This is a genomic window from Burkholderia sp. MSHR3999, assembly GCF_000833595.1.
In the GTDB taxonomy this organism is placed as follows: domain Bacteria; phylum Pseudomonadota; class Gammaproteobacteria; order Burkholderiales; family Burkholderiaceae; genus Burkholderia; species Burkholderia ubonensis.
Map to the genome: position 1 here is coordinate 1,867,997 of NZ_JRFO01000007.1, position 24,828 is coordinate 1,892,824.

Genomic DNA, 24,828 nt, shown 5'->3' on the forward strand with positions numbered 1-24,828 from the left:
GCAACCCTATACGTCCGTGCGCCCGCGTCGCGCGGCCCTGACGAAAGCGCCGCCCGCCATCACGGATGCCGAACAAGCCCCGGCTGGCCGTCCACGTCGCGCTGATTTATTATCGGCACCGTATCGCGGAACCGTCGTCGCGGCGCGCCCGGCCCCCTTTCGTCAAGCTCGTCACATCATGAGAAAAACAACTTCGCGCGCGCCCCTGCGCGTCGCCGCCCTGGCGCCGGCCCTGCCGCTCGCGGGCTGCGCGGCGCGCGGCGCGCCGTCCTACGTGCTGTTCGGCGCCTACTTCCCGCTCTGGCTCGTCAGCGCGCTGATCGGCGTCGGCGGCGCGATCGTCGCGCATCGTGTGTTCGTCGCGACCGGCTGGGCGGCCACCGTGCCGTATCAACTGGCCGTCTGCACCGCGATCGGGCTCGTGATCGCCGTGCTCGTCTGGCTCACCGGCACGGGGCCCTTCGCATGAAACTCGCCGGCATCAGCCAACCCTCGACCAAAGGCCGCGCGATCGCGCTCGCGATCGTCGCGCTCGGCATCGCCGCCCTCGCCTACGCGTATCACCGCGCGACGGCCTATCCGTCGACCGACGACGCGTCGATCGACGCGGACATCGTGCACGTCGCGTCGCCCGTCGGCGGGCGCATCGTGAAGCTTGCGGTGCACGAAAACCAGCGCGTCGCGAAAGGCGACCTGCTGTACGAGATCGATCCGGTGCCGTACCGGCTGACGGTCGCGCAGGCGCAGGCCGACGTCGAGCTCGCGCGCGCGTCGCTCGACACGCGCCGCAAGACCCTGATCGGCGAGCGCTCGAACGCATCGGTCGCCGCCGAGCAGGTGAAGCGCGCGACGCAGAACCACGACCTCGCGACGCGCGACGTGAACCGGCTCGCGCCGCTCGCCGCGCAGGGCTACGTGAGCGCGCAGCAATTCGACCAGGCGAAGGTCCGGCAGCGCGACGCGGCCGTGTCCCTCGCGCAGGCGCAGGAGCAGCAGCGCGCGTCCGCGCAGACGATCGGCGACGACGCCGATGCGATCGCGACGCTGCATGCGCGTGAGGCCGCGCTCGCCCGCGCACAGCACGCGCTCGACGATACCGTCGTGCGCGCGCCGCACGACGGGCTCGTGACGGGCCTGTCGGTGCTCGTCGGCGAGACCCTCGCGCCGAACCAGTCGATCTTCACGCTGATCGACGCGCGCGAATGGTTCGCGGTCGGCAATTTCCGCGAGACGGCGCTCAAGCACATCGAAGTCGGCGACTGCGCGACCGTCTATTCGATGATCGACCGCGGCCGCGCGATGACGGGCAAGGTGGTCGGCATCGGCGCGGGAATCGCGGACAGCGACCGCATCAACCTGCCGCGTTCCCTGCCGATTGTGCAGCGCTCGGTGAACTGGGTGCACGTCGCGCAGCGCTTCCCGGTGCGCGTGAAGCTCGACGAACCCGACGGCAGGCTCGTGCGCGTCGGCGCGAGCGCGATCGTCGAGATCCGGCATGGCTCGGCCTGCCGCTGACGTCCGGCCGCCCGGCCCGCGCGAACTCCTGCGTCTGCTCGCGCCGTTTCCGGGCCGCGCGTCGATGGCCGTGCGGGTCGCGCTGATCTGCACGCTGACCGTGCTCGTGACGAGCGCGTACGGCACGCCGGAAGCCGCGATCTCCGCTTACGTGGTGTTCTTCCTGAACCGGGCCGACCGCGTGACGAGCGTCGTGCTCGCAACGGCGATGATGCTGGTCATCACGGTCGTGATCGCGCTCGTGCTCGGCGTCGCGATCTCCAGCATCGAGTATTCGGTGCTGCGGGTCGCGTGCATGGCCGTGCTGTCGGTCGGGCTGCTCTACCTGACGTCGGCCAGCAAGCTGCGCCCCGTCGGCGCGATCCTCGCGATGATCGTCGGCTTCGGGCTCGACGAGCTCGGCCTCGTGCCGGGCGGCGAAGCCGCGACGCGCGCGCTGCTCTATACGTGGCTGATGGTCGCGATCCCGGTCGGCATCGCGATCGTCGTCAACCTGCTGATCGCGCCGTCGCCGCGCCGGCTCGCAGGCGCGCAGCTCGCGAAGCGGCTGCGGCTCGCCGCGCACCGGCTGCGCGGCGAAGATGACGGGCGCGCCGCGTTCGACGCGAGCCTGCGCGAAGGCGACAAGCAGCTCCTGACCTGGCTCAAGCTGTCGAAGCTCGAAGGCACGTCGTCCGCCGCCGACGTCGCTGCGCTGCGGCAGGCCGTCGCGTCGAGCACGGCGATCCTCGTCGCGGTCGCGCTGGCGGACCGCGAGCCCGGCGCGCGGCTGCCCGACGCGTTCGCCGCGCCGGTCGCGGCGACGCTCGACGAGATGGCCGGCATGCTCGAGCGAGGCGGCTATCCGGTCGACGTGACGCTCGCGCTGCCGCCGGCCGATGCGCTGGCGCCGCTCGCCCGCGTCGTCGCGACGGACCTGCACGCGGCGATCACGCGCTTCGCGGAACCCGGCGCGACGGCCGCCGCGCCGCCCGTCGACGCGAACGCGCCCGCCGCGGGCAACGCCGCCGAACCCGCCGCGCCGCCGCCCGCCCCGCGCGGCGGCTTCTTCCTGCCGGACGCGCGCACCAATCCCGATCACATCCGCTATGCGCTGAAGACGACGGTCGCGGCGATGTTCTGCTATCTGCTGTACTCGCAGCTCGACTGGTCCGGCATCCATACGTGCTTCATCACCTGCTACATGGTGTCGCTCGGCTCGACCGCCGAAACGGTCGAGAAGCTCACGCTGCGGATCGCCGGCTGCATCGTCGGCGCACTGGCGGGCACCGCGGCGCTGGTGTTCGTGGTGCCGTCGCTGTCGTCGATCGGCCATCTGATGGCGCTCGTGTTCGTCGGCGCGGGGCTCGCCGCATGGGTCGCGTTCGGGTCGCCGCGGATCGCGTATGCGGGTTTCCAGATCGCCTTCGCGTTCTTCCTGTGCGTGATCCAGGGCGCGGGCCCGGGCTTCGACCTGACGCTCGCGCGCGACCGCACGATCGGCATCCTGCTCGGCAACGTCGTCGTGTATCTCGTGTTCACGCGCATCTGGCCGGTCAGCATCGGCAAGCAGGTCGACGCGGCGCTCGCCGCGCTGGTCGACCAGTGGCGGCGGCTCGCGCAGATCGCGCAGCCGGCCGAACGGCGCGCGCAGGCGGCCGACGCCTTTGCGCGCCACGGCGCGATCGCGCAGGATCTCGGCCTGATCCATTACGAACCGGCGTGGGTGCGGCCCGCGCCCGCATGGCTCGCCGCGCGGCGGCGCGCGCTCGCGGAACTGGGCGCGCTCGAAGGCCCGCTGTTCCTGCTCGCCGAACGCGCGCCGGGCGATGCGGCGATCGGTGCGCAACTTGCGCGCGTGGCCGAGCTGCGCGACGCGGAATCGGGAACGGGCGCCGAGCGTCATGCGCCCGCCGCTGCGCGCACGACCGGCGACGCACGGCCGCCTGCGCGGGACGCGCACCCCGACGCCCCGCCGTCGCCCCGACCGTCCGGCGAGCGCGCCGACCCCGCACGCGACGCACTGCTGAACCTGATCGACGCGCGGCTCGCATGCATCGCCGACGCCGCCCGTCAAGCCACATCGAAGGAGCCTCACCCCCATGCGCCTACCTGAACCGCCGGCCGCCTCGATCGCCGCGGCCGCCGTCGCGACCGCCGTCGCGCTGGCCGGCTGCGCGACGTCGTCGCTCGATCTGGCGCCGGAGGCGTCCGACCGCCCATGGCAGCCGCCGACGTCGGCAGCGGGCGAGATCGTGCCGGGCGCGGCGCCCTCACACGCGCCGCGCGCGCCGCACGACTACACGCTGCCCGCCACGCCCGCGCTCGCAGCGGTGCCGCCGCCCGCCGCGCTCGATGCGGCGCACGCGTACACGCTGCCGGAACTGATCGACCTCGCCGAATCGACGAACCCGTTGACCCGCATCGCGTGGAACGACGCGCGCAACGCGGCGCTCGCGGTCGGTATCGCGAAGACCGCGTATCTGCCGCACCTCTCCGCGACCGCGATGGGCGCCTACCAGAGCAGCCACGGCTCGACCTCGACGCCGCTCGGCACCGGCTCGAGCGACACGACCGTGCACGGCACGATCTCGGCGCTGTCGCTGCAATGGCTGCTGTTCGACTTCGGCGGCCGGGCCGCGCGCGTCGAAGCGGCCGAACAGGCGTCGATCGTGTCGAACGTCGCGTTCACGGCTGTCCACCAGCAGGTGATCCACGACGTGACCATCGCGTATTACCGGTACGAAGCATCGCGATCGCGCGCGCTCAGCGCGCGGCAGAGCCTCGCCAACGCCGACGCGATCGCCGCGGCCGCCCGCGCGCGGCTCAAGCAGGGCGTCGGCACCGTCGTCGAAGTCGCGCAGGCGACGCAGAACCGTGCGCAGGCCAATCTCGCGCTCGTCGAGGCAAGCGGCGCCGAGAGCGACGGCTACCTGGGCCTCGTCTCCGCCCTCGGCATTTCGCCGCTGTCGAAGCCGACGATCGCGGCGCTGCCGCCGCGGCCGCTGCCGCCGGCGCTGCGCGCGTCGGTCGATTCGATCGTCGCGGACGCGATCGCGCGCCGCCCCGACCTGCAGAGCGCGTATGCGCTCGAAAACGCCAACCGCGCGAAGGTGAAGGCGGCGCAGGCCGAGTTCATGCCGAAGGTGTTCATGTCCGCGTCCACCTCGTACAGCAGCGGCGGCACGGCGATCACCGCACTGCCGGCGGTCGGCCAGCAGGCGCCGACCGTCAACCTGAACGGCAGCCGCTACGGCGGCGGCGTGTTCGTCGGCGTGACGATCCCGCTGTACGACGGCGGCCTGCGCTCGGCGGTGCTGATGCAGGCGCGCAACGACGCCGAGAGCGCTTCGGCGCGGCTGACGCGCACGAAGGAGGAAGCGGTCCGGCAGATCGTCGCCGCGCAGAACGCGCTGCAGACGAGCCTCGCGTCGCACGAGGCCGCGACGGCGCTCGTCGCCGCCGCGCAGACGACCTACGATGCCGCGCTGACCGCGTACCGCAACGGCGTCGGCTCGGTGACCGACGCGACGCTCGCGCAGAGCCAGCTGCTCGCGGCGAAGAATGCGGACGTCGACAGCTACTGCGGCGCGTTGTCGGCCGCCGCCTCGCTCGCGCTCGCCACCGGGACGATCGGGTCCGCGCAATGAGCATCACGGGAGACGGCTTGCGCGGCGCCACCTCCCGCCCGCCGCCGAACCCGCCGCTGGCCGGGTTGACGCGCACGAGCGCCGCCCACTAGAATGCCGCCCATTCTTCCTTCAGGAACCATCGTGGACAGTTGCAGCACTCCGTTGCGTGCGCTTCTCGCCGCCTGAACGCCTGTCCGCCGCAGTTCTCCTGCCCCGGCTCGCGTTCCCGCGAGTCCGCACGCCGCCCCGTTTCACATTCGATGACGCATTCGCGCGGTACAGTACCGCGCGGCGACCGCCATCGCGCCGCCGCCCGGCCGGGCGTCGACGCGATGCCGGGCTGCATGCGCGCCCCGTACGGCAGGACAACTCATGACTTTCGATTTCGCACTTCGTCTTCTCACCGCGTTCGCCTGTGGCGTCGCGATCGGCCTCGAACGCCAGATGCGCCAGCGCACCGCGGGCCTGCGCACGATCACGCTGGTCGCGAGCGGCGCCTGCCTGTTCGTGACGCTCGGCGTGCTGACCGGCAACGGCGTCGCGGGTGTCACGCAGATCGCCGCATACGTCGTGTCGGGCGTCGGCTTCCTCGGCGGCGGCGTGATCATGCGCGACAAGGGCTCGATCCAGGGCATCAACACGGCCGCGACGCTGTGGTGCTCGGCCGCCGTCGGCGTGCTGTCGGGCTCCGGCCATTACGTGCCCGCGCTGGCCGGCACGGGCGTCGTGCTGCTCACCAACACGGTGCTGCGCGGCGTGAGCCAGGCGATCAATGCGACGCCCGTGTCGAACGCCGATCTCGTGCGCGAATACCAGATCACCGTGATCTGCCTCGCGGCGGACGAGGTGCACATCCGCACGCTGCTGTCGAATTCGATGTACGCGAAACCGCTGTCGTTCCAGAGCCTGACGAGCGAGGACGTGCCCGACCAGCCGGACCGGCTGAAGGTCACCGCGACGTTGAAGCTGCATCCGAAGGATCAGCAGAAGCTCGAGCAGATCGCGAGCCGGATGAGCATGGAGAAGAGCATCTCCAGCGTGAGCTGGACCGCGAAGGAAGCGGAACCGCTGATGGAGTGACGCGGGCGCAACCGCGCGCGCCCGCGCCGCCCGTCAGGGCGTATCGATCAGCCCGGCCGAGATCGCCTTGACGACCGCCTGCACCTTGTTGGTCGCGCCGAGCTTCTCGAGGATGTTGTTGACGTGGAAGTTGACCGTCCGCTCGGAGATGTTGAGGATCTGCCCGATCTCGCACGCGGTCTTGCCTTCGGCCGTCCAGCACAGCACTTCGCGCTCGCGCGCGGTGAGCACGACGTTCGCCTCCGGCGCCAGCTTCGGCACCATGAAGCCGCTCATCAGCGCATGCGACAGGTTCGCGAGCCAGTTGGTCTGCAGCGTCAGCATGTTGATTTCGGCGGACGTGAGCCGGTCGGCATGGCGTGCGATGCTCAACAGGCCGAACGCGCCGCGCGCCGCCCAGCTCGACTGCGCGACGCCGACCGCGAGGCCGGATGCGCGCGCATCCGCCCACAGCGGCGACGCGCCGGCCTTGTCCGCGTCCGGCCACACGATCAGGTTGGTGCTGAGCGCGCCGTCGCGAACCGTCGAATCGATGTCGATGTAGTTCTGCTCCTGGTAGTGCTCCATCCAGCCGTCCGGATAGGTGTCGAAGATCGCGACGGCCGGCTTCGACACCGGCAGCGGCACCCGAATCCCGTAACAGCAATACTCGAAGCCCAGGCGCTTCGAATATGCGGCGATCCGCTGGAAGAGTTGCTGCTCATCTTCAGCGGCGCTGAATTGATGGTAGGCATCCTGCCAACGCAGTTCCATTCGTTCTCCGACAGGTCACGCTGTCATACTTATCAGGTTTCAGCATCAGGTGAGGCTGATACATTCCGCGCATGACTTCACCTTTGCTGCAACCCATCCATGGTCCGTCCCCGGACGGTTACGTGCGTCTTTCCGAAAGCGCGCTGGCCGAGCTTGCGCTCGATCATGTCGCGAGCGGCCTGGATCCGGCGCTGCTCGCGGAACTGCAAAACTGCGCGGTCGATGCCCACCTCGCCGGCTACACCGAGTGGCAACGCCCCGCCCGCGCGGGCGTCGCCTACGTGACGCTCGGCTGGGACTGGTATCTCGAGCGCGCGTCAGGCGCGTTCGTGATCGCCGGCGGCGACGTTCGCAGCAACGTGATGGCCGTCGACGCCACCGGCGCCGACATCGGCATGTTCCGCACCGCCGCCGCGCTCGTGGCCCGCCTCGCCCGCCTCGACTGGCCCGCCGCCGTCGCGTCCGCCGTCTTCGCGCATCACGACGCGCATCATGCCCGGCCGACGCTCCAGTGACGACCCGATGCAGGAATTCATCCGACGATTGACGCCCAGGCGCTCTTTATAAGCAAATCCGCGCCGGTTTTCAATCCCGCCGTTCAAGAAACCGATACCACGTCGCGGTCGGTTTTTTTCGCTCGTCACCTGTAAGAGTTACCAGTTACCCCCCCTCGGGACGCGCGCTGTAATGCACGCACTCCAAGCAAAGACCCGAGGACAACATGCGGACCTTCGTTCACGAGGAAGGGCGATTGCCACACGAACTTGCAGCGGATATCGGCCGCTACCGGCGCCGTGTATTCGTCGAGCAGCTCGGATGGGCGCTCCCGTCGGCGAACGAAATCTACGAGCGCGACCAGTTCGACCGCGACGATACCGTCTACGTGTTCGCGCGGAACGGCAACGGCGAGATGTGCGGCTGCGCGCGTCTGCTGCCGACGACGAGCCCCTATTTGCTGAATACCTTGTTCGCGGATCTGCTCGCGGAAGGCGTGACGCCGCCGCAGTCGGCCGCGGTGTGGGAGCTGTCGCGCTTTGCCGCGACGGGCGAGGCCGGCTCGGCGGAAGCCGCCGCGTGGGCGGTGCGTCCGATGCTGGCCGCGGTCGTCGAGTGCGCGGCGCAACTCGGCGCGCGGCAGCTGATCGGCGTGACGTTCGCCAGCATGGAGCGCCTGTTCCGCCGCATCGGCGTGCATGCGCACCGGGCCGGCCCGCCGAAGATGATCGACGGCAGGATGGTCGTCGCCTGCTGGATCGATATCGATCCGCAGACGCTTGCGGCACTTGGAATCGCCCCGGGAAGCGGCGCCCGGCAAGCCATCGCCGCCTGAGCACATCCATGCCGCTCGGGCGCTATCGTATTCGAAGGAGAGTCAACGTGGACCACTCAACGGTCTTTCGCTCGATGATGCCGGAGTTGACGCGCGCCGACGGCGCGCGCATCGCCGTCGCGTACCCGTCGTTTCCCGAGCCGCTGCCGCTCGTGCGGCTCGACCGCCACGGGCTCGTATTCCGCACCGGGGGCCCTGCGCCGCTCGTCTGCGGACTGCCGCGCGCGGCCACGCTGCTGGCCCGGAACGAACCGCTCTGCTCGCTGCGCCTCGTGATTCGCGACGTCGTCGCGACCGGCGACGGCCGCCATGACCTGACGATGCAACCGTCGTGCGCCGCCAGCGATGAACTGCTGTGGCACACGCTGCGCGACCGCGAGCCTTACCGGCACATCCGGCACCCGCTCGCGCCCGTCGCCGACTCGGCAGCCAGCCCGAAAGACGATCGGCACGACCCGGCGCCCGCGCCGATCGCCGGCGCCGACGGCACCGCGCGCCTGTCGCGCAGCGCGGCGTTCCGCCTGTCGTGCCGCACCGACGCGCTGTTCTTCGCGGACTGGCTCGAGTATCACTTCGACGAGCTTCGCGCGCTGGCGCAACGGCACACGCCGCAACTGCAGCTCAATCAGCTCGAGCGGCAGCTCGCCGACGACGAGGTCGACGTGCGCTTTGTCTACGACATCGACGGGCACGCGACCCGACACGAACTGAACGACTGCGCGCGCGAAGCCTGCGCGTGGATCGAAACGGAAATGCGCGACAAGTTCGCGCTGCCGATTGCCCACGAACGGTTCCGCAGCAATCGGGCGCGCGGCATGGACATGCGTACGCACCGGGCCCATTGAGTTGCAGGAATACAACAGACGACCGATTGCCGGTTGCCGGCGCTAGGGTTTTCCCTTAAATTCACATCTGTCTCCTCCATGTCTCCAAACATGGTTTCGGCCCGCTCCAGCAGCGGGCTTTTTTATTGCCTGCGCGCGGCGCACCGCGCTACTTGCCGGCGAATTCCGAGACTGACGGTATGGCCCTGCGACGGGCCGCCAAAGCTCCGGCTTACGATCGTTCACGTTGTTTGCCGGCAACCGGGTTCGTCCCAATGTGCGGCAAGCGCATCATCGGCGCGCACACGAGCCAAACATCCGTCATCGTGTCGGCGCCGAACCTGCGTCGACGGTCATGCGCTCCAGTTGCCGGATGATTTCCGCACGCAGTTGATCCGGCATGTCCTGGCAACCCAGCAGATCCCAGAGCCACAGGCCGTCGGCAGCGAGCCTGCAGATCATCAGCGTCGCGGCCTGCTCGAGCGGCACCGGATCGGGGCGGCTCAATTCGCTGATCGGCGCTGACCAGCGTTCGCGCGCCTCCGGTTCACTCACCATCGACGCAACCAGGACGCGCAGCACATCCGTGCTGGCCGCCGGATTCTTCTGGTCGAGCATCGTGTGCATATAGGCGCGCGAAGCCGCGCCGGCCGGCTCCGGATCCGCGGCGATCCGTTGCGCCACCTGCCCGGAAAACCGCGCGACCGTTTGCTCGAAGAGCGCATCGAGCAACCCTTGCTTGTTGGCGAAGTGATATTGCAGCGCGCCCTTCGTCACGCCGGCACGCTCGGCCACCGCGTCCAGCGTGAGCGCCTGCACGCCATGCCGGGTGGCAAGATCCGACGCGGCGGCGAGAAGCTGCGAGCGCACCTGCTCCGGCGCCTTCTTGCGCCGCACGCCGGAAGCGACCGACGCGGCTGGCGTCGATGCTCGTTCTGCGGCGTGCGCGCTGGCGGCCTTCGCCACTTCGGCCTGCATGGACGCGTTGCGCGGCGCTGTGTCGGGATGTTTTTTCATAGGCGGATCTTAGCATCGCCCCCTCTCCGATCAAACATTCCATCCAGATGGTATTATCCGCGCCATGAAACCGAACCACGCCTTCTCCCCGTCCGCGCTCGACGCCGCCATCCTCCGCGGACGCGACGCCCTCTCAGGCCTCCAGCAGCCGGACGGCAGCTGGTGTTTCGAACTGGAATCCGACGCGACGATCACCGCGGAATACATCCTGATGATGCATTTCATGGACAAGATCGATGAAGTTCGCCAGGCTCAGATGGCGCGCTACCTGCGCGCGATCCAGCGTGTCGAAACGCACGGCGCATGGGACCTGTACGTCGACGGCGCGCCGGACATCTCGTGCAGCGTGAAGGCGTATTTCGCGCTGAAGGCGGCGGGCGATTCCGAGCACGCGCCGCACATGATCCGCGCGCGGGAAGCCATCCTGAAGCTCGGCGGCGCGGCCCGCTCGAACGTGTTCACGCGCATCCTGCTCGCGACGTTCGGCCAGGTGCCGTGGCGCGCGGCGCCGTTCATGCCCGTCGAGTTCGTGCTGTTCCCGAAGTGGGCGCCGATCTCGATGTACAAGGTCGCCTACTGGGCGCGCACGACGATGGTGCCGCTGCTCGTGCTGTGTTCGCTGCGTGCGCGCGCGCGCAATCCGCGCAACGTGTCGATCGCCGAACTCTTCGTCACGCCGCCCGACGAGGAGCGCCACTACTTTCCGCCCGCCAAGGGCATGCGCAGGCTCTTTCTGGCGCTGGACCGCACGGTCCGGCATCTCGAGCCGCTGCTGCCGCGCCGCCTTCGGCAACGCGCGATCCGGCACGCCGAAGCATGGTGCGCGGAGCGCATGAACGGCGAAGACGGGCTCGGCGGCATCTTTCCGCCGATCGTGTACAGCTACCAGATGATGGAAGTGCTGGGCTACCCGGAAGACCATCCGCTGCGGCGCGACTGCGAACACGCGCTCGAAAAGCTGCTGGTCACGCGCGCGGACGGCAGCGTGTATTGCCAGCCCTGCCTCTCGCCGGTGTGGGACACCGCGTGGAGCACGATGGCGCTCGAACAGGCCCGCGGCGCGACGCCCGCCGCGCCGGACGCGCAGGTCTCCGATCGCGACCTCGACGCGCGCATTGCGCGCGCGTACGACTGGCTGGCGACACGCCAGGTGAACGACCTGGAAGGCGACTGGCGCGAAAACGCGCGGCCCGGCACGCAGCCGGGCGGATGGGCGTTTCAGTACGCGAACCCGTACTACCCCGACATCGACGACAGCGCGGTCGTCACGGCGATGCTCGACCGCCGGGGCCGCGCGCAGGCCAGGACATCGGGCGAGAATCCTTACGCGGAACGCGTCACGCGCGCGCTCGACTGGATGCGCGGGCTGCAATCGCGCAACGGCGGCTTCGGCGCTTTCGATGCCGATTGCGATCGCCTGTATCTCAACGCGATTCCGTTCGCCGATCACGGCGCGCTGCTCGATCCGCCGACCGAGGATGTGTCGGGCCGCGTGCTGCTGTGCTTCGGCGTCACGAAGCGTCCCGCAGACCGGGCGGCGGCCGCGCGCGCCATCGAGTACGTGAAGCGCACGCAGCAGCCCGACGGAAGCTGGTGGGGCCGCTGGGGCACGAACTACCTGTACGGCACGTGGAGCGTGCTGGCCGGCCTCGCGCTCTCCGGCGAGGACAAATCGCAGCCCTACATCGCGCGCGCGCTCGACTGGTTGCGCGCGCACCAGCATGCGGACGGCGGCTGGGGCGAGACGAACGACAGCTACGCGGACCCGCAGCTGCGCGCGACCAACTACGGCGAGAGCACGTCGAACTGCACCGCGTGGGCGCTGCTCGCGCAGATGGCGTTCGGCGACTGGCAGTCCGATTCCGTGCGCCGCGGCATCGCCTATCTGCTGTCGGTCCAGCAGGACGACGGCTTCTGGTGGCATCGCTCGCACAACGCGCCGGGATTTCCGCGCATCTTCTACCTCAAGTATCACGGCTACACCGCGTACTTTCCGCTGTGGGCGCTCGCGCGCTATCGGCGCCTCGCCGGTGCGCAGGCCGCGCCATCCGCGCCGGGCCCCGGTACGGCCGCAACGATCGCCGATCCGGCTGTCGCGTAACTGTGCGGCCCGGCCGGCGGCCTATTCGTGATGCCGGCCGCAGAGGCCGATCAACAATTCGTTGCCCGGATTATTTCGTCGATCGCACTGCAACCGCAAAACGTTGCGCACGCGACCATCTTGCCGTGCATCACCATTGGCACGACGCATGAAAAAAGCCGGACGAACCGGCTTCGATTGCATACCGCGGCGATCCGAAACGCCGCATCGAAATGCAGGCCACGGCGACGCGCCGATGCGCGTCACTCGTTTTCCTCGAAGTAATGGCCAAACTTGGCCTGCTTGGTGCGGATATAGCGCTCGTTTTCCTCGCGCACCGGCACCGCCAGCGCGACTCGCTCGCACACGGGGATGCCGTGTTTCACGAGCGTGTCGAATTTCTTCGGATTGTTGCTCATCAGGCGCACCGACGTCACGCCGAGGATGCGCAGGATCGCGGCGGCGGAATCGTATTCGCGCGCGTCGTCGGGCAGGCCGAGGTCGAGATTCGCTTCGACGGTATCCCGCCCCTGCTCCTGCAGCGCATACGCGCGGATCTTGTTGCTCAGGCCGATGCCGCGCCCTTCGTGGCCGCGAAGGTACAGCAGCACGCCGCGGTCTTCCGCGGCGATATAGCGCAACGCGAGATCGAGCTGCTCGCCGCAGTCGCAGCGATACGAGCCGAACACGTCGCCGGTCAGGCATTCGGAATGCAGCCGCGTCAGCACGGACTGCTCGCCGGCGACGTCGCCCATGACGAGCGCAAGGTGTTCGGCGTCGCTACCCGAGACGCGGAAGGCATACGACGTGAACGTGCCGTAGCGCGTGGGCAGCGACGCGGTTGCGACGAGCGACACGCACTCGTCGGCCCGGCCATTGCCCTGCGTGGGCGATTGGGGACGCGAAGACATCATGAAATCAATGGAACGATCAGGAATATAGGAATTTTCTGGATGGCACGTGACGGCAGTTTACCGCTAATCTGCAATCTGTCACGCGCCGCTGCCGCGCACCCGTCTATACTGGATGAATCGGGTGCCGCGCATCACGCCCAGCCTTCCCTGCATTGTCCTGCACACGGAGAAAGCGTATGAGCACGACTGTCGCGCAGATTCTCAAGGCCAAGCCGGAATCCGGCCGCACCATCTACACCGTCAAGAAAACCGACCTCGTCTACGACGCCATCAAGCTGATGGCCGAGAAGGGCATCGGCGCACTGCTGGTCATGGATGGCGACGACATATCCGGCATCGTCACGGAGCGCGACTACGCGCGCAAGATCGTGCTGCAGGACCGTTCGTCGAAGGCCACGCGCGTCGAGGAAATCATGACCTCGAAGGTCCGCTACGTCGAACCCTCGCAATCCAGCGACGAATGCATGGCGCTGATGACCGAGCACCGGATGCGCCACCTGCCTGTCCTCGACGACGGCAAGCTGATCGGCCTCATCTCGATCGGCGACCTCGTCAAGAGCGTGATTGCCGACCAGCAGTTCACGATCAGCCAGCTTGAGCACTACATTCACGGAACCCCGGCCGTCACGTCCGTCTGACGGCGCTCCCGGCAAAAAAGGCCCAAACGCGCGAGCGTCTGGGCGAGAAAGCCGCCGAAATGCGGCGACGGAGGTTCTGCTCCTGCTTGCGGGCGACGCGCGTGTCACGCGCGCGTCGCTTGGCGGTGTTGGATGCGTGCGGGCAGACCCGGGATAGTTGGTTCAGTCGCCGAAATAGACCGAATTCACAGGATTCGGCGCTTCCCGCATCGGGCGGCCAGACTGCGCCGCGCCGGTCGCCACGGCGCCGTAGCCGCTCGTATCGGCGTGTGCGAGCATCGGCTGGCTCGGCTGGATCCGCTGCTCGGCGGCCTGGATATCGGCCGGATACTGCGAATCGGTAGCTTGGGGCTTATAGCCGTTCTGTTCGAGCTGGACGAGTTCCGCCTTGACCTGGTCGCGGGTCAAGCCCTGCTCCGACTGCGCGAACGACGCGATCGGGGTGGCGAGGACGGAAGCGGCAATCGCTGCGTAGATGATCGACTTCATGATGACTTACCTCCGAGTATGTTCTGTTTTTCACGTCGCTTCCGGCAGGGTTGTCTGAAGCGATTGAACTCAGTCTAGTCGCCGAACGACCAAGGGGAAACCCTTGGTTTGAACATACTGCGTTGCGTTTTTGGAAAATATCGGACGCTTCTCGGGTGCTGTCACCCACTCACTTACGCCAATTCGACAACAATCTCTGACAAATCGCTGACACTTCGATCAACGGCTTTCCGGGGTGTTGTACAATCGTAAGGTCTTATACGACTGACGATTTCTCACCCACCATGCGCGCACGCCTGCTTCCCGCTGTTTTGCCGTCCCGACAGGACGGTGTGCGCGCGTTCGCCGGCAATCCGGCGCATCCCCTCGCTCGACGCGCGGCCCAGGCTCCGCTCGCCCCTGCCCGGCGCTTGATCTGACCAGCCAGTCTCCACCCGGAGCCAAGTCAGACAGGCTCCGGGCGATCCACGTAGGTAAGCCCCGCCTGCCCCTGCCGATCATTTGGAGAACTGCCATGAAACAACGCCTTTATCAACTGACCGAACTCGACGTCGCTCGCCTCGAGAAGCACGCCGAGCACAATCCGCGCTTCCAGGCGATGCTCGACACGCTGCTCGAGCGCGCCGACATCGTGCAACCCGACGCCATCAAGGCGAACGTCGTCACGATGAACTCGCAGATCACGCTGCTCGACGAGACGAGCCACGAAAAGACGACCTGGACGATCGTCTATCCGGAGGAAGCCAATCTCGAGCAAGGACGCCTGAACGTCTTTTCGCCGGTCGGCATGGCGCTGCTGGGCACGCAGCGCGGCCAGCTGGTGAAGGTGATGCAGCCGAGCGGCACGGAAAAGCTGATGAAGGTCGCGGAAATCGTGTTCCAGCCGGAGGCCAACGGCGAATACACGCGTTGACACGACTCTGTGAGCGGAAGGCGGCGGCTGCACCGTCTACCGCAAATGGAAAAAGCGAGGCTTCCTGACTGGATGCCTCGCTTTTTTTGTCCGGGTCAACGGACGAAAAAAAGGCGCCCGAAGGCGCCTTTTTCAGAGCTGGTTACCCAGCTGTCACGCTTAGAAGCGGTGACGCAGACCAACCGTTGCTGCGGTTTGGTTGATGCCCGAGCTCGTGCGCGTCGTCGGGTCGACGTCACCGTTGTAGATCGCTGCCGATGCGTTCTTCGACGAACGCTGGTACACAGCCTGTGCGTACACGTCGGTGCGCTTCGACAGTGCGTAGTCAGCCTGCAGACCGAACTGGTTCCAGTGCTGGCTTTGGCCCGCGACCTTCGCGTTCGTGTACGTGTAAGCAGCACCCAGGCCGAGAGCCGGCGTCAGGTTGTACTTCGCGTTGACTTCGTAGTTGTCGGTGCGAACCGACGCATTGCCATTGGCTTGGTTGTCGAGACGCGATTGCGTCCATGCGGCGCCAACTTGTGCCGGGCCGAATGCGTAACCAGCTGCCACACCGTACGTACGGTTACGGCCCTGGAGCAGGTTGCTGGTCGCGCCCGACGTGTTCGCGCCGACGTTCGCTTGCGAGTACGCTGCACCCAGCTTCAGGCCTTGGAACTGGTACGCTGCACCAGCGCTGTATGCGCGGTTGTTGCCGAAGTTCGTGTCGTTCGAGAACGAGTACGTGCCGCCGAATTGCAGGCCAGCGTAGTTCGCGCTCGTGAACTTGACGGTGTTGTTCAGTGCGACGTCACCGTTCGTGCTCAGACGGTCGTTGTTTTCATGGTGTGCGAAGTACGTGCCACCCCAGGTGCCCGTTGCGGTCAGCGGCGCCAGGTAGTCTTGAACTGCGTCATACTGCTTACCCAGCGTGACCGTGCCGTACTGGCTCGACAGGCCGACGAACGCTTGGCGATTGAACATGCCATTGTTGTTCGCGAACTTGCCGTTGCCGATGTTGAAGCCGCTTTCCAACGTGAAGATTGCCTTCAGGCCGCCACCGAGGTCTTCCGAACCACGCAGGCCGAAGCGGCTTTGGTCAATGCCGCTGCCCATCGAGAAGCGCGACTTGCCAGCCTGGCCAGCTGCCGGCTGAACGTTGCTTTGATAGGTGATGCCTGCGTCCAGCACGCCGTACAGCGTGACGCTGCTTTGCGCGTGAGCGACGGTTGCGAACGATGCTGCAGCTGCTGCAACGATCAGAGTCTTGTTCATTCGTGGAGCTCCCTTCTATAAAAAGAGGCAGGTCTCGCGACCTTGTTCATAAACGGTCTGCAACCGCCCGGAAACGCCATCGGTCCTGCTGGCTGCGCCCGGATAGTTGCCCGTTTGGGAACCGTGAGTTTAGGGGTGTACCCTAGGGGAGCGATTCGCAAATAAAGAAATAAGCTTTTCCATAAATAGAAATAATGAAAACAGGGCCGCGTTATAAGTATTTGTTTTGACGATTCTTTTTGGCGTCTTGACGGGAGATTTTTGGTTGCATTCATCGCATCATTCCTCCGTGTCACTGTCTTGACGGTTGCATAGAAACAACAAGCAGAATCGTACAAATGACACAAATTCGGCAATTTTTACCTGATTCAATCTCAAATATTGAGCTTCCGGCGTCCGGAACGGGCGCACGGACGGCAAACTTCCGACGAATGGTTGCAACGCCGGTGATTCCACCTATCCACGGCCCGCGGCGTCATCCAGGTGATCGCGGCGGCCGTGACATGCCGTAACAGCCCTGACCGGGCGCGTAACCCGACCGTTGCGCAGGCAGGCTAAGGTACGACGAACCCGACAGCAGAACAGGACACGCGATGAATCGACGCTCGTTGTTGCGCACCATTGGACTGACTGCCGCCTTTGCCGGCAGCGCCGCATGGCTCCGCGCCGCCTCGGCCCAGCCCGCTGCGCCCGTCTACCGGCCGTCCGGCCCCCACCGCGTGCCCGGCGGCCCGCCCTACGACAACCGCCCGGGCGTCGCGCCGCCGCCGTTGCGCCATGACCGCCGCCCGCCGCCGCCACGGCCGCACGGCTATCTCTGGACAGACGGCTACTGGCGCTGGCAAGGCGGGCAATATAGATGGGTTCCCGGCCGCTGGATCGCGCGACGCCCCGGTCATCGCTGGATTCCCGGCTACTGGCGGCGGCAGGGGCCGACATGGGTGTACGTCGACGGCTATTGGCGCTAGCCGGAAGCCGCATGTTCAAGCCGCCCTGCCCGCCGGCACACCGAAGGCAAGAACCGCGAAACAGCAACGTCGATCTGGCCGGCGCGGCATGCTGAACGCACTGCCCTCGGAATAGCCGCTCACGCGCGTCGCCGTCACGCTCACGCGCGTGACGGCGTGCGTCGCAGATCGCGCGATGGTTCTCGTCCGCCCACTGGATCAGCGTGCGCATGGGCACGAGAAACGACCGGCCAAGCGCGGTCAGCTCGTATTCGACACGAGGCGGCACCTCGGCGAACAGCGTGCGGCTGACGAAGCCGTCCTGTTCCAGCCGCTTGAGCGTGCGCGACAGCATCTGCCTGGAAATGTCGCCGATCGCACGGCCGAGCTCATTGAAACGCAAGGTTCCGTCGGCGAGCGCATCGAGCACGAGCTGGCTCCACTGGTCGCCGATCCGGTCGAGCACGTCGCGGATCGGGCACGGCTGATCGAACGCAACCGGATCGTCGGCGGAGGAAGTCGGCAATGCCTGAATGTCTTTCGCGAAAATGAATGCGGTCAGCACGGCGTGACCTGTTCACGCCGTGCTGACTTCTTGTGACGGTTGTGCGGCCACTGTACCATTCCGGCGACTCGAATCCGGCCGGTTTCGCCTGTTCTACGAAGCATGTCGACAACGCCCGGAGGCACATCTCACGCCGTATCTGAACCGCTGCAGGCAATGACGCAAACGACTTCATCAGGAGACCTTCGCGTTGAGGTCGACGACAGCATTCGCAGACAAACAAGGAACCCGCTCATGACCTCATCCCGCTCGCCCCTTCGCTTCCTCGCCATCGGCATCGGCCTGCTGGCCGGCGCCACGGCTGCGCTGGCCAATCCGCCGACGTCGCGCAACCCGGCGGCCGAGGAAGCGAACCGCCAGCTCGTGCTGACGTTCTACGACCGCTTCTTCAACCAGCACGACATCGCAGCAGCGGCGACCGTCGTGGCGGACGGCTACAAGCAGCACAATCCCTACGTGCCGGACGGCAAGCAGCCGTTCGTCTCGTATTTCACCGGCGCCTTCAAGGACAATCCGCAATCGCGCGCGCGGATCGTGCGCAGCGCGGCCGACGGCGATCTCGTCTACCTGCACGTCCACTCGACCGAGCGCCCGGACGATCGCGGGCAAGCGGTCATCGACATTTTCCGCGTGAAGGACGGCAAGATCGTCGAGCACTGGGACGTGATCCAGCCAGTGCCGGAAACATCCGCGAACGCAAATACGATGTTCTGACCGTCATCGGATCAGGTCGAGCTTCAGCACCTGTTCCGTCGTCAGAACGGGGATGGGAAATGAGACGGCATCGTCCGGCCTGCGCCGGCCGTGCCGTTCTCGGCGCAAGCCGCGAAGCGCCAGTGTCGGGCCGCGCGACGGGAACGCGTCGCCAAGGCGACGGCCCGCCGTGTCATCCCGCATCACCGCCGCGCAATCGGCGCATCCAGCCCCGCGCCCGACGGCCAGCCGCCCGCGAGCGCCTTGTACAGCGCGACCGTCGCGCTCGCGCTACGCAACCGGCCATCAGCCGCCGCGTCCTGCGCCTGCAGCAGCGTGCGTTCCGCGTCGAGCACCTCGTAGTAGTCGATCGCCCCCGCGGTGAACCGCGCATGCGCGAGCTGCGCGGCGCGCGCTGTCGGCCGCCGCGCGCTCCAGCTCCGAGCCGCGCCCGGCGCCGACGCGCGCGTCGATCAGCGCAAGCGTCTGCCGCTGGTTGTCGGCGTTCTCGCGCGCGATCCGCAGCCGCTCCTGCGAGCCGCGCAGGTCGACGTAGGCGCGCGCGACCTCGCCCGCGATCGCGATCCGCAGCGCGCGGACGTCCGCCGCGCTCGCGGCCGTTTCCGCGCGCTGCGCTTCGACCGCGCGCCGCACACGGCCGAACAGGTCGAGTTCCCACGCGGCGTTGATGCCGACGCTCGACGTCGGCTTGTCGCGCTGGTCGCGCGGCGCGCCGAACGCCTGGTCCTTGCTCGTCAGCCGATGGCCGATCTGCCCGCTCGCGGAGATGGTCGGAATCCGGTCGAAGCGGGTCTCGCGCAGCAGCGCGTTCGACGCGTCGTAGCGCGACACCGCAAGTTGCAGGTCCTGGTTCGCCGCGAGCGCCGCGTCGATCAGCCGGGTCAGCGCGGGATCGCCGAAGCCGCGCCAGAATGCGGCATCCGCGTCCGCAGACGTGCCGGCCGGCGCCGCGTCATGTTGCATCGCCTGCGATTCGTCGCGCGCGAACCGCGCGGAAACCACCGACGCGGGCCGCTCGTGGTCGGGACCGACCGCGCACGCGGCCAGCGCCAGCGACGTCGCAAGCGCGGAAAAACGAAACACTGCGCTCATCGGTTTTCTCCTTCGAGGGCGCCATGCTGTTCGTTCCAGACGGCCGGCGTGCCGCCCGCGAGCCTGCGGATCGCAACGTAGAACACCGGTGTCAAAAACAGCCCGAACAACGTGACGCCGGTGGCCGCGCGCACTTCGCTGCCCGCGCCGCTGCCGATCAGCAGCGGCACCGAGCCGGCGATGAACGCGACCGACGTCATCACGATCGGGCGCAGCCGCAGCCGGCACGCTTCGAGCGCGGCCTCGATGATCCCCTGCCCCTGAATCTCCAGCTCGCGCGCGAACTCGACGATCAGGATCGCGTTCTTGCACGCCAGCCCCATCAGCACGACGAGACCGACCTGCACGAACACGTTGTTGTCGCCGCCCAAGAGCCACCCGCCGAACAGCGCCGCGCACATGCACACCGGCACGATCAGGATCACCGCGAGCGGCAGCGTCCAGCTTTCGTACAACGAGGCGAGCACGAGGAATACCAGCATCACCGCGAGCGGGAACACGACGATCGCCGCGTTGCTCTGCGTGACCTGCTGGTAGCTGAGGTCGGTCCATTCGAGCGTGATGCCCGGCGGCAGCACGTCCTTCGCGATCTGCTCGAGCTTCGCGATCGCCTGCGCGGACGACATGACCTTCGGGCCCGCGTCGCCGATCAGGTTCGCGGCCGGATAGCCGTTGTAGCGGACCACCGGGTCCGGCCCGTAGGTCGGCTCGACGGTCACCATCGAGCCGATCGGCACCATCTCCCCTTTCGCGTTGCGCGTGCGCAGGTTCGCGATGTCCTCCGCGGCCTGCTCCCGCCCGCCCGGTGTGGCCCGGGCACGCGCGCGCAGGCGTGCGGGCGAAGCCGCGCCGCCGCAAAGAAACGTATCTCGGAAGAAACGCCGGTGCCGCGCCCTCACCCCGGCCGACGGCCCCCGCTCACCGCAAGCGTCGAGCCGCGTCGGCGACGCGACCGCCCGGTTGGGCCGGCCGTCATCGCGACGCCGGCGCGCCGGGCCCCAGCAGGTCGAATGCCGTCGCGAGCACGGCTGCCTTGAATTGCTCGGGCCGCGATGGCAGCGCTGTGAATTCCCGCACCAGGTGACTGTAGGACACAGTCATGTTGATCGCGTTCTCGATCATGAAGAACGTCACGTCGGGATCCGCCATCCTGATCTCGCCGGCATCGGCCGCATCGACCAGCAGCGGGATGAACACCGCGCGGTACGGCCGCACCAGCCTCTCCAGCAGCAGGTTGAGCCGTTCGCCCTGCTCCGTCGTCGCGGTCGAGAAGAACATGCCGATGTCCGGCTCGGCGAAGGTCAGGTCGATGCCCAGCGCAAGCGCGCGCTCGACGCGCGCCCGGTACGACAGCGACGACGTTTTCAGCGCACCCACCTCGGCCAGCAACGGCGCCACCAGCTCCGAGATCTGTTCGACGACCGCGTTCCAGAGCGTCTCCTTGGTTCCGAAATGATGCGCGATCAGCGCCGCATCCACTTCCAGTTCGCGCGCGATCTCCCGCACGCTCGTCGCGTCGTAGCCGCGCTTCGCGAACGTGCGGCGCGCCGCGCGCAAGATGACGTCCGGTCCGACTGACGCGCCCGGCAAAGGCCGTCCACGCGTGCGCCGCTTCGACGGGGATCGCCCAGAAACTCCAGCCACGTTGTCCTTGCTCCCTTCCACGATTCGATTGTCCCGATCATCCGCCGGCCGCGATTCCGGGAACCGGACGGTCTCCGCCTCCGGTTGACACGCCAAGTCGCGCGGCGCTAGGATCATACATTATTCATCACGCGATGATTTAACGATGTTCCCAGTATCCGAACCCGTGCGTATCGTCATTGCCGGCGGCGGCATCGCCGGATTGCAGCTCGCGACCCGCCTGAGCGAGCGGCTCGGCAAGTCCGGCCGCGCGCAGGTCACGGTCGTCGACCGCAGCCCGACACACGTATGGAAGCCGATGCTGCACACGATCGCGGCCGGCACGCGCGATGTCCGGCAACAGCAGGTGATCTTCCTCGCCCACGCCCGCGAGCATGGCTACACGTACCAGCCCGGCGAACTCCAGGGGCTCGATCGCGCGCGGCGGCGCGTGCAGCTCGGCGAGATCCGCGCGCAGGACGGCGAACGGGTGCTCGAAGCGCGCGAACTCGAATACGACGTGCTGATCCTCGCGCTCGGCAGCCAGGCCAACGATTTCGGCGTGCCGGGCGTGCGCGAGCACTGCTACTTCATCGACAGCCAACGGCAGGCCGAAACCTTCAACGAGGCGTTGCGGATGCGCGTGTTCCGCAGCGTCGCGCGCGACGAGCCGTTGCGCGTCGCGATCGTCGGCGCGGGCGCGACGGGCGTGGAGCTCGCGGCGGAACTGAGCCGGCTGCTGGAAGTCGCGCAAGCGTACGGCGACACGACGGTGCGCGAGCGGCTGCGGCTTACGCTGCTCGAAAGCGGCCCGCGCATCCTGGCCGCGTTTCCGCCGAGGATTTCCGCGTCCGCGCAGCGGCGGCTCGAACAGATCGGCTTTCACGTGCTGACGTCGACGCGCGTGAGCTCGGCCGACGCGCGCGGCTTCCACTATGGCGACGGTTCGTTCGCGGAAGCGGACCTGATGGTCTGGGCGGCCGGCGTGAAGGCGCCCGATTTCATGCAGGCGCTGGGCGGCCTCGACACGAACCGCGCCAACCAGATCGTCGTCGGGCCCACGCTGCAGGCGACGGGCGACGCGCGCGTGTTCGCGATCGGCGATTGCGCGAGCCTGCTGCCCGACGGCTGCGAGCGGCCGCTGCCGCCCACCGCGCAGGTCGCGGCGCAGCAGGCCGAGCATCTTGCGAAGCACCTGCCCGCATGGCTCGACGGCAAGCCGATGCCTGCCTTCGCGTTCCACGATTTCGGCGCGCTCGTGTCGATCAGCGACTACGACGCGTTCGGCACGCTCGGGCAATTCGGCTTCTTCCGCGGCGGCTTCATCCAGGGGCGTTTCGCGCAGTTCAGCCACCTGATGCTGTACCGGCAGCACCAGCAGGCGCTGCACGGCTTCTCCAAGGCGACCCTGCTGTGGCTCGCCGAACGGATCAACGGCTGCGTGCAGCCGCGCATCCGCCTGTCGTGATTCAGGCCCCGCCCAGCATCCCGCATCGCCTCGGGAGGACAGACATCTTGGATGACAATGCAGCCCCCTGGCTTCAAACCGTCGCGGCGATCCGCAGCTTCGACATGCCGACGGCCTCGTGGGCCACCGGCCGGCGACGCAGCACCACCCGTGACAAGCTGCCCGACTGGAGCGCGACGAGCCTGCCGACGATCGGCGTGCTCGAGCGGCCGACGCGGGACTCCGTGGTGATTTCGTGGTGCGACGCGTGCAGCGGCCGATACGGCTACCAGAAATGGCGGCTGTTCAACACTCGGCGCCGCGGCGTCTGCGTGCTGTCCGGGCGGGCGATCGAAATCGGCGACAGCGTGTATTCGCCGCAATTGCTCGGGTCGACGCCGGGGAATGCCGCCGCGATGATCCTGGCAGACTGCCTGGACGCGGTCGACGCGGCGTGATCGCACGGCCGCGTGCGCTGCGCCTCCCGTCCCGTCGCAACGCCCCCGATGCTTGCGATCGGCTGACATGACGACGTCCCGCAAGCATCCGCAATTTCCCGAACCCGCTCCGCTCGCGCTGCGGGAATAAATCCCCGCCCTCGCAGGTATACCCGGCTGAAAGCGCCGGTTTCTTCCCGGACGAGCCGGCCGTCCGTAGTTCTCATTCGCCTGCGAGGCCCCCATGTCGTCATCGAATCCCTCCAGTCCGTCCCGCCGAAAAGCGCTGCAGTGCATGGCCTTCGGCGGTCTCGGCACGCTGTTCACGCTGTCGGGCGGCATCCTGACGCCGTTCGACCTCGCGCTCGCGCAGGACAGCGGCGTCCGCCCTGCCGATGCGGGGCGACCGCTGTTCCTGCAGATCAGCGACACGCACATCGGCTTCAACAAGGAAGCCAATCCCGACGTCGCCAGCACGCTCAAGCAGACGATCGCGCTCGTCAACGGGATGCCCGCGAAACCCGCGCTCGCCATTCACACGGGCGACATCACCCACCTGTCCAAGGCGTCCGAATTCGATCTCGCGTCCCAGCTCCTGTCCGGCCTGTCCATCCCCGAACTGCATACGGTTCCGGGCGAGCACGACGTCACCGACGGCTCCGGCGCGGAATATTTCAGCCGGTTCGGCAAGGCGTCGGACAATCGCGGCTATTACAGCTTCGACCATGACGGCGTGCATTTCGTGGGGCTCGTCAACGTGATGCACTTCAAGCCCAACGGGCTCGGCAGCTTCGGCGAGGATCAGCTCGCCTGGCTGGAGAAGGATCTCAAGGGCCAATCGTCGAGCACGCCGATCGTGGTGTTCTCGCACATGCCGATGTGGACGATCTACGAACCGTGGGGCTGGGGAACCGGCGACGCGCCGCAGGTCGTCGGCATGCTGCGGCGCTTCGGCTCGGTCACCGTGCTGAACGGGCATATCCATCAGATCGTCTCCAAGGTGGAAGGCAACATCACGTTCCATACCGCGCGCTCCACCGCATTCCCGCAGCCGACCGCCGGCAACGGCCCCGGCCCGGTGCCGCTCACCGTGCCGCACGATCAGCTCGCGAAGATGCTGGGCGTGACGACCGTCGGGTTCGCCGGCCATCCCGCGGCGTCGGCGCTTCACGACGCCACGCTCGCGTAAGCGGCAAGGAGACCACCATGAAGATTCGTGCACTGCCCCGCACCCTCGTCGCGCTCGCGCTCTGCGCGGCCGCATCCGTGTCGCCCGGCGCGGCGTTCGCGCAGAGCGCGGGCGGCCCGCTCGTGACCATCAAGAACTTCATGTTTTCGCCGATGTCGACCACGATCAAGGCCGGCACGACGCTCACCTGGAAGAACCTCGATGCGGAACCGCACACCATCGTCAACGACGCGGGCATCTTTCATTCGAATGCGCTCGACCAGGACGAAACGTACTCCTATAAATTCGACAAGCCGGGAGTCTACAAGGTCTTCTGCGGGATTCACCCGTTCATGAAGGAAACGATCACGGTGCAGTAAGCCGCTGCGCCGCAATCGGGCATGCGTCGCGGCGCAC

General features: G+C 67.5%; 24 protein-coding genes and 3 pseudogenes. 17 read left to right on the forward strand and 10 right to left on the reverse strand.

What is annotated here, in order from left to right:
* Positions 1-178: 178 nt before the first annotated feature.
* The 5 genes from KY49_RS31585 (at position 179) to KY49_RS31605 (ending at position 6,206) form a co-directional block, all read left to right on the forward strand.
* On the forward strand, positions 179-469 hold the full coding sequence (locus tag KY49_RS31585; RefSeq protein ID WP_042588224.1) for a hypothetical protein: 291 nt from the start codon (positions 179-181) through the stop codon (positions 467-469).
* Entirely contained in the window at positions 466-1,515 is a 1,050-nt protein-coding gene (mdtN, locus tag KY49_RS31590; protein ID WP_042588225.1) for a multidrug transporter subunit MdtN, read from the forward strand. The genes KY49_RS31585 and mdtN overlap by 4 nt, the downstream gene beginning before the upstream one ends.
* Positions 1,496-3,610: an FUSC family protein gene (locus KY49_RS31595; protein WP_042588226.1), complete on the forward strand. Its 2,115-nt coding sequence runs from the start codon at positions 1,496-1,498 to the stop codon at positions 3,608-3,610. The genes mdtN and KY49_RS31595 overlap by 20 nt, the downstream gene beginning before the upstream one ends.
* Complete coding sequence (locus tag KY49_RS31600; RefSeq protein WP_042588227.1) at positions 3,597-5,144, forward strand: TolC family protein; 1,548 nt, start codon at positions 3,597-3,599, stop codon at positions 5,142-5,144. Before KY49_RS31595 ends, KY49_RS31600 begins: the two co-directional genes overlap by 14 nt.
* Positions 5,145-5,498: 354 nt before the next feature.
* Positions 5,499-6,206 carry an MgtC/SapB family protein gene (locus KY49_RS31605; protein WP_042588228.1) on the forward strand — a complete coding sequence of 236 codons (708 nt, stop codon included), beginning with the start codon at positions 5,499-5,501 and terminating at the stop codon, positions 6,204-6,206.
* Between the two features lie 33 nt (positions 6,207-6,239).
* Here the strand turns inward: KY49_RS31605 and KY49_RS31610 are convergent, their stop codons facing one another.
* Positions 6,240-6,959, reverse strand: a complete 720-nt coding sequence (locus KY49_RS31610) for an autoinducer binding domain-containing protein (protein ID WP_042588229.1) — start codon at positions 6,957-6,959, stop codon at positions 6,240-6,242.
* A gap of 71 nt (positions 6,960-7,030) precedes the next feature.
* Here KY49_RS31610 and KY49_RS31615 point away from each other — a divergent pair, with 71 nt between their 5' ends.
* The 3 genes from KY49_RS31615 to KY49_RS31625 all read left to right on the forward strand — a co-directional run bounded on the left by KY49_RS31615 (position 7,031) and on the right by KY49_RS31625 (position 9,134).
* On the forward strand, positions 7,031-7,474 hold the full coding sequence (locus KY49_RS31615; protein WP_042588230.1) for a DUF4902 domain-containing protein: 444 nt from the start codon (positions 7,031-7,033) through the stop codon (positions 7,472-7,474).
* Between the two features lie 206 nt (positions 7,475-7,680).
* A complete protein-coding gene (locus tag KY49_RS31620) occupies positions 7,681-8,289 on the forward strand; it encodes an acyl-homoserine-lactone synthase (protein ID WP_042588231.1) in 609 nt (202 codons plus the stop codon).
* Between the two features lie 47 nt (positions 8,290-8,336).
* Positions 8,337-9,134, forward strand: a complete 798-nt coding sequence (locus KY49_RS31625; RefSeq protein ID WP_042588232.1) for a hypothetical protein — start codon at positions 8,337-8,339, stop codon at positions 9,132-9,134.
* Between the two features lie 300 nt (positions 9,135-9,434).
* On the opposite strand, the gene KY49_RS31630 is transcribed toward KY49_RS31625, so the two are convergent.
* On the reverse strand, positions 9,435-10,130 hold the full coding sequence (locus KY49_RS31630; RefSeq protein ID WP_042588233.1) for a TetR/AcrR family transcriptional regulator: 696 nt from the start codon (positions 10,128-10,130) through the stop codon (positions 9,435-9,437).
* Positions 10,131-10,194: 64 nt separating this feature from the next.
* Between KY49_RS31630 and shc the strand changes: the two genes are divergently transcribed.
* The gene (shc, locus tag KY49_RS31635; protein WP_156162656.1) at positions 10,195-12,231 is read left to right on the forward strand and encodes a squalene--hopene cyclase; all 2,037 of its coding nucleotides are present in this window, start codon (positions 10,195-10,197) and stop codon (positions 12,229-12,231) included.
* Positions 12,232-12,252: 21 nt separating this feature from the next.
* On the opposite strand, the gene KY49_RS37930 is transcribed toward shc, so the two are convergent.
* The gene (locus KY49_RS37930) at positions 12,253-12,477 is read right to left on the reverse strand and encodes a hypothetical protein (protein ID WP_156162657.1); all 225 of its coding nucleotides are present in this window, start codon (positions 12,475-12,477) and stop codon (positions 12,253-12,255) included.
* A complete protein-coding gene (gene ribA, locus KY49_RS31640; RefSeq protein WP_042588235.1) occupies positions 12,474-13,124 on the reverse strand; it encodes a GTP cyclohydrolase II in 651 nt (216 codons plus the stop codon). Before ribA ends, KY49_RS37930 begins: the two co-directional genes overlap by 4 nt.
* 176 nt (positions 13,125-13,300) lie before the next feature.
* On the opposite strand from ribA, the gene KY49_RS31645 reads away from it, so the two are divergent.
* Positions 13,301-13,762: a CBS domain-containing protein gene (locus KY49_RS31645; RefSeq protein ID WP_042588236.1), complete on the forward strand. Its 462-nt coding sequence runs from the start codon at positions 13,301-13,303 to the stop codon at positions 13,760-13,762.
* 162 nt (positions 13,763-13,924) lie between these two features.
* Here the strand turns inward: KY49_RS31645 and KY49_RS31650 are convergent, their stop codons facing one another.
* Positions 13,925-14,251 (reverse strand): DUF4148 domain-containing protein, encoded by a 327-nt coding sequence (locus KY49_RS31650; RefSeq protein WP_042588237.1) that lies wholly within the window; start codon positions 14,249-14,251, stop codon positions 13,925-13,927.
* 514 nt (positions 14,252-14,765) lie between these two features.
* Between KY49_RS31650 and KY49_RS31655 the strand changes: the two genes are divergently transcribed.
* Positions 14,766-15,164, forward strand: a complete 399-nt coding sequence (locus KY49_RS31655; RefSeq protein ID WP_042588238.1) for a GreA/GreB family elongation factor — start codon at positions 14,766-14,768, stop codon at positions 15,162-15,164.
* 159 nt (positions 15,165-15,323) lie between these two features.
* Here KY49_RS31655 and KY49_RS31660 read toward each other — a convergent pair whose 3' ends face one another.
* On the reverse strand, positions 15,324-16,418 hold the full coding sequence (locus tag KY49_RS31660; RefSeq protein ID WP_042588239.1) for a porin: 1,095 nt from the start codon (positions 16,416-16,418) through the stop codon (positions 15,324-15,326).
* A 593-nt stretch (positions 16,419-17,011) separates the two neighbouring features.
* Between KY49_RS31660 and KY49_RS36570 the strand changes: the two genes are divergently transcribed.
* Positions 17,012-17,386 (forward strand): YXWGXW repeat-containing protein, encoded by a 375-nt coding sequence (locus KY49_RS36570; protein ID WP_082062484.1) that lies wholly within the window; start codon positions 17,012-17,014, stop codon positions 17,384-17,386.
* Between the two features lie 121 nt (positions 17,387-17,507).
* On the opposite strand, the pseudogene KY49_RS36575 reads toward KY49_RS36570, so the two are convergent.
* Positions 17,508-17,891, reverse strand: a pseudogene (locus tag KY49_RS36575) (winged helix-turn-helix transcriptional regulator); the annotation flags it as partial.
* Positions 17,892-18,164: 273 nt separating this feature from the next.
* Between KY49_RS36575 and KY49_RS31670 the strand changes: the two are divergent.
* A complete protein-coding gene (locus tag KY49_RS31670) occupies positions 18,165-18,644 on the forward strand; it encodes a nuclear transport factor 2 family protein (RefSeq protein ID WP_042588241.1) in 480 nt (159 codons plus the stop codon).
* Between the two features lie 182 nt (positions 18,645-18,826).
* Here the strand turns inward: KY49_RS31670 and KY49_RS31680 are convergent.
* From KY49_RS31680 to KY49_RS31690, 3 genes and pseudogenes are all read right to left on the reverse strand, one after another.
* Positions 18,827-19,736: pseudogene (locus KY49_RS31680) on the reverse strand (TolC family protein).
* Positions 19,733-20,521: pseudogene (locus KY49_RS31685) on the reverse strand (efflux RND transporter permease subunit); the annotation flags it as partial. The pseudogenes KY49_RS31680 and KY49_RS31685, both read right to left, overlap by 4 nt.
* 187 nt (positions 20,522-20,708) lie before the next feature.
* Positions 20,709-21,380, reverse strand: coding sequence for a TetR/AcrR family transcriptional regulator (locus KY49_RS31690; RefSeq protein ID WP_042588885.1), 672 nt, complete (start codon positions 21,378-21,380; stop codon positions 20,709-20,711).
* Between the two features lie 145 nt (positions 21,381-21,525).
* Between KY49_RS31690 and KY49_RS31695 the strand changes: the two genes are divergently transcribed.
* From KY49_RS31695 to KY49_RS31710, 4 genes are all read left to right on the forward strand, one after another.
* Positions 21,526-22,827: an NAD(P)/FAD-dependent oxidoreductase gene (locus tag KY49_RS31695; protein WP_042588244.1), complete on the forward strand. Its 1,302-nt coding sequence runs from the start codon at positions 21,526-21,528 to the stop codon at positions 22,825-22,827.
* Between the two features lie 47 nt (positions 22,828-22,874).
* Positions 22,875-23,264 carry a DUF3331 domain-containing protein gene (locus KY49_RS31700; protein WP_042588245.1) on the forward strand — a complete coding sequence of 130 codons (390 nt, stop codon included), beginning with the start codon at positions 22,875-22,877 and terminating at the stop codon, positions 23,262-23,264.
* 223 nt (positions 23,265-23,487) lie between these two features.
* The gene (locus tag KY49_RS31705) at positions 23,488-24,432 is read left to right on the forward strand and encodes a metallophosphoesterase family protein (RefSeq protein WP_042588246.1); all 945 of its coding nucleotides are present in this window, start codon (positions 23,488-23,490) and stop codon (positions 24,430-24,432) included.
* A gap of 17 nt (positions 24,433-24,449) precedes the next feature.
* Entirely contained in the window at positions 24,450-24,791 is a 342-nt protein-coding gene (locus tag KY49_RS31710; RefSeq protein ID WP_042588247.1) for a cupredoxin domain-containing protein, read from the forward strand.
* The last annotated feature ends 37 nt before the right edge of the window (positions 24,792-24,828 follow it).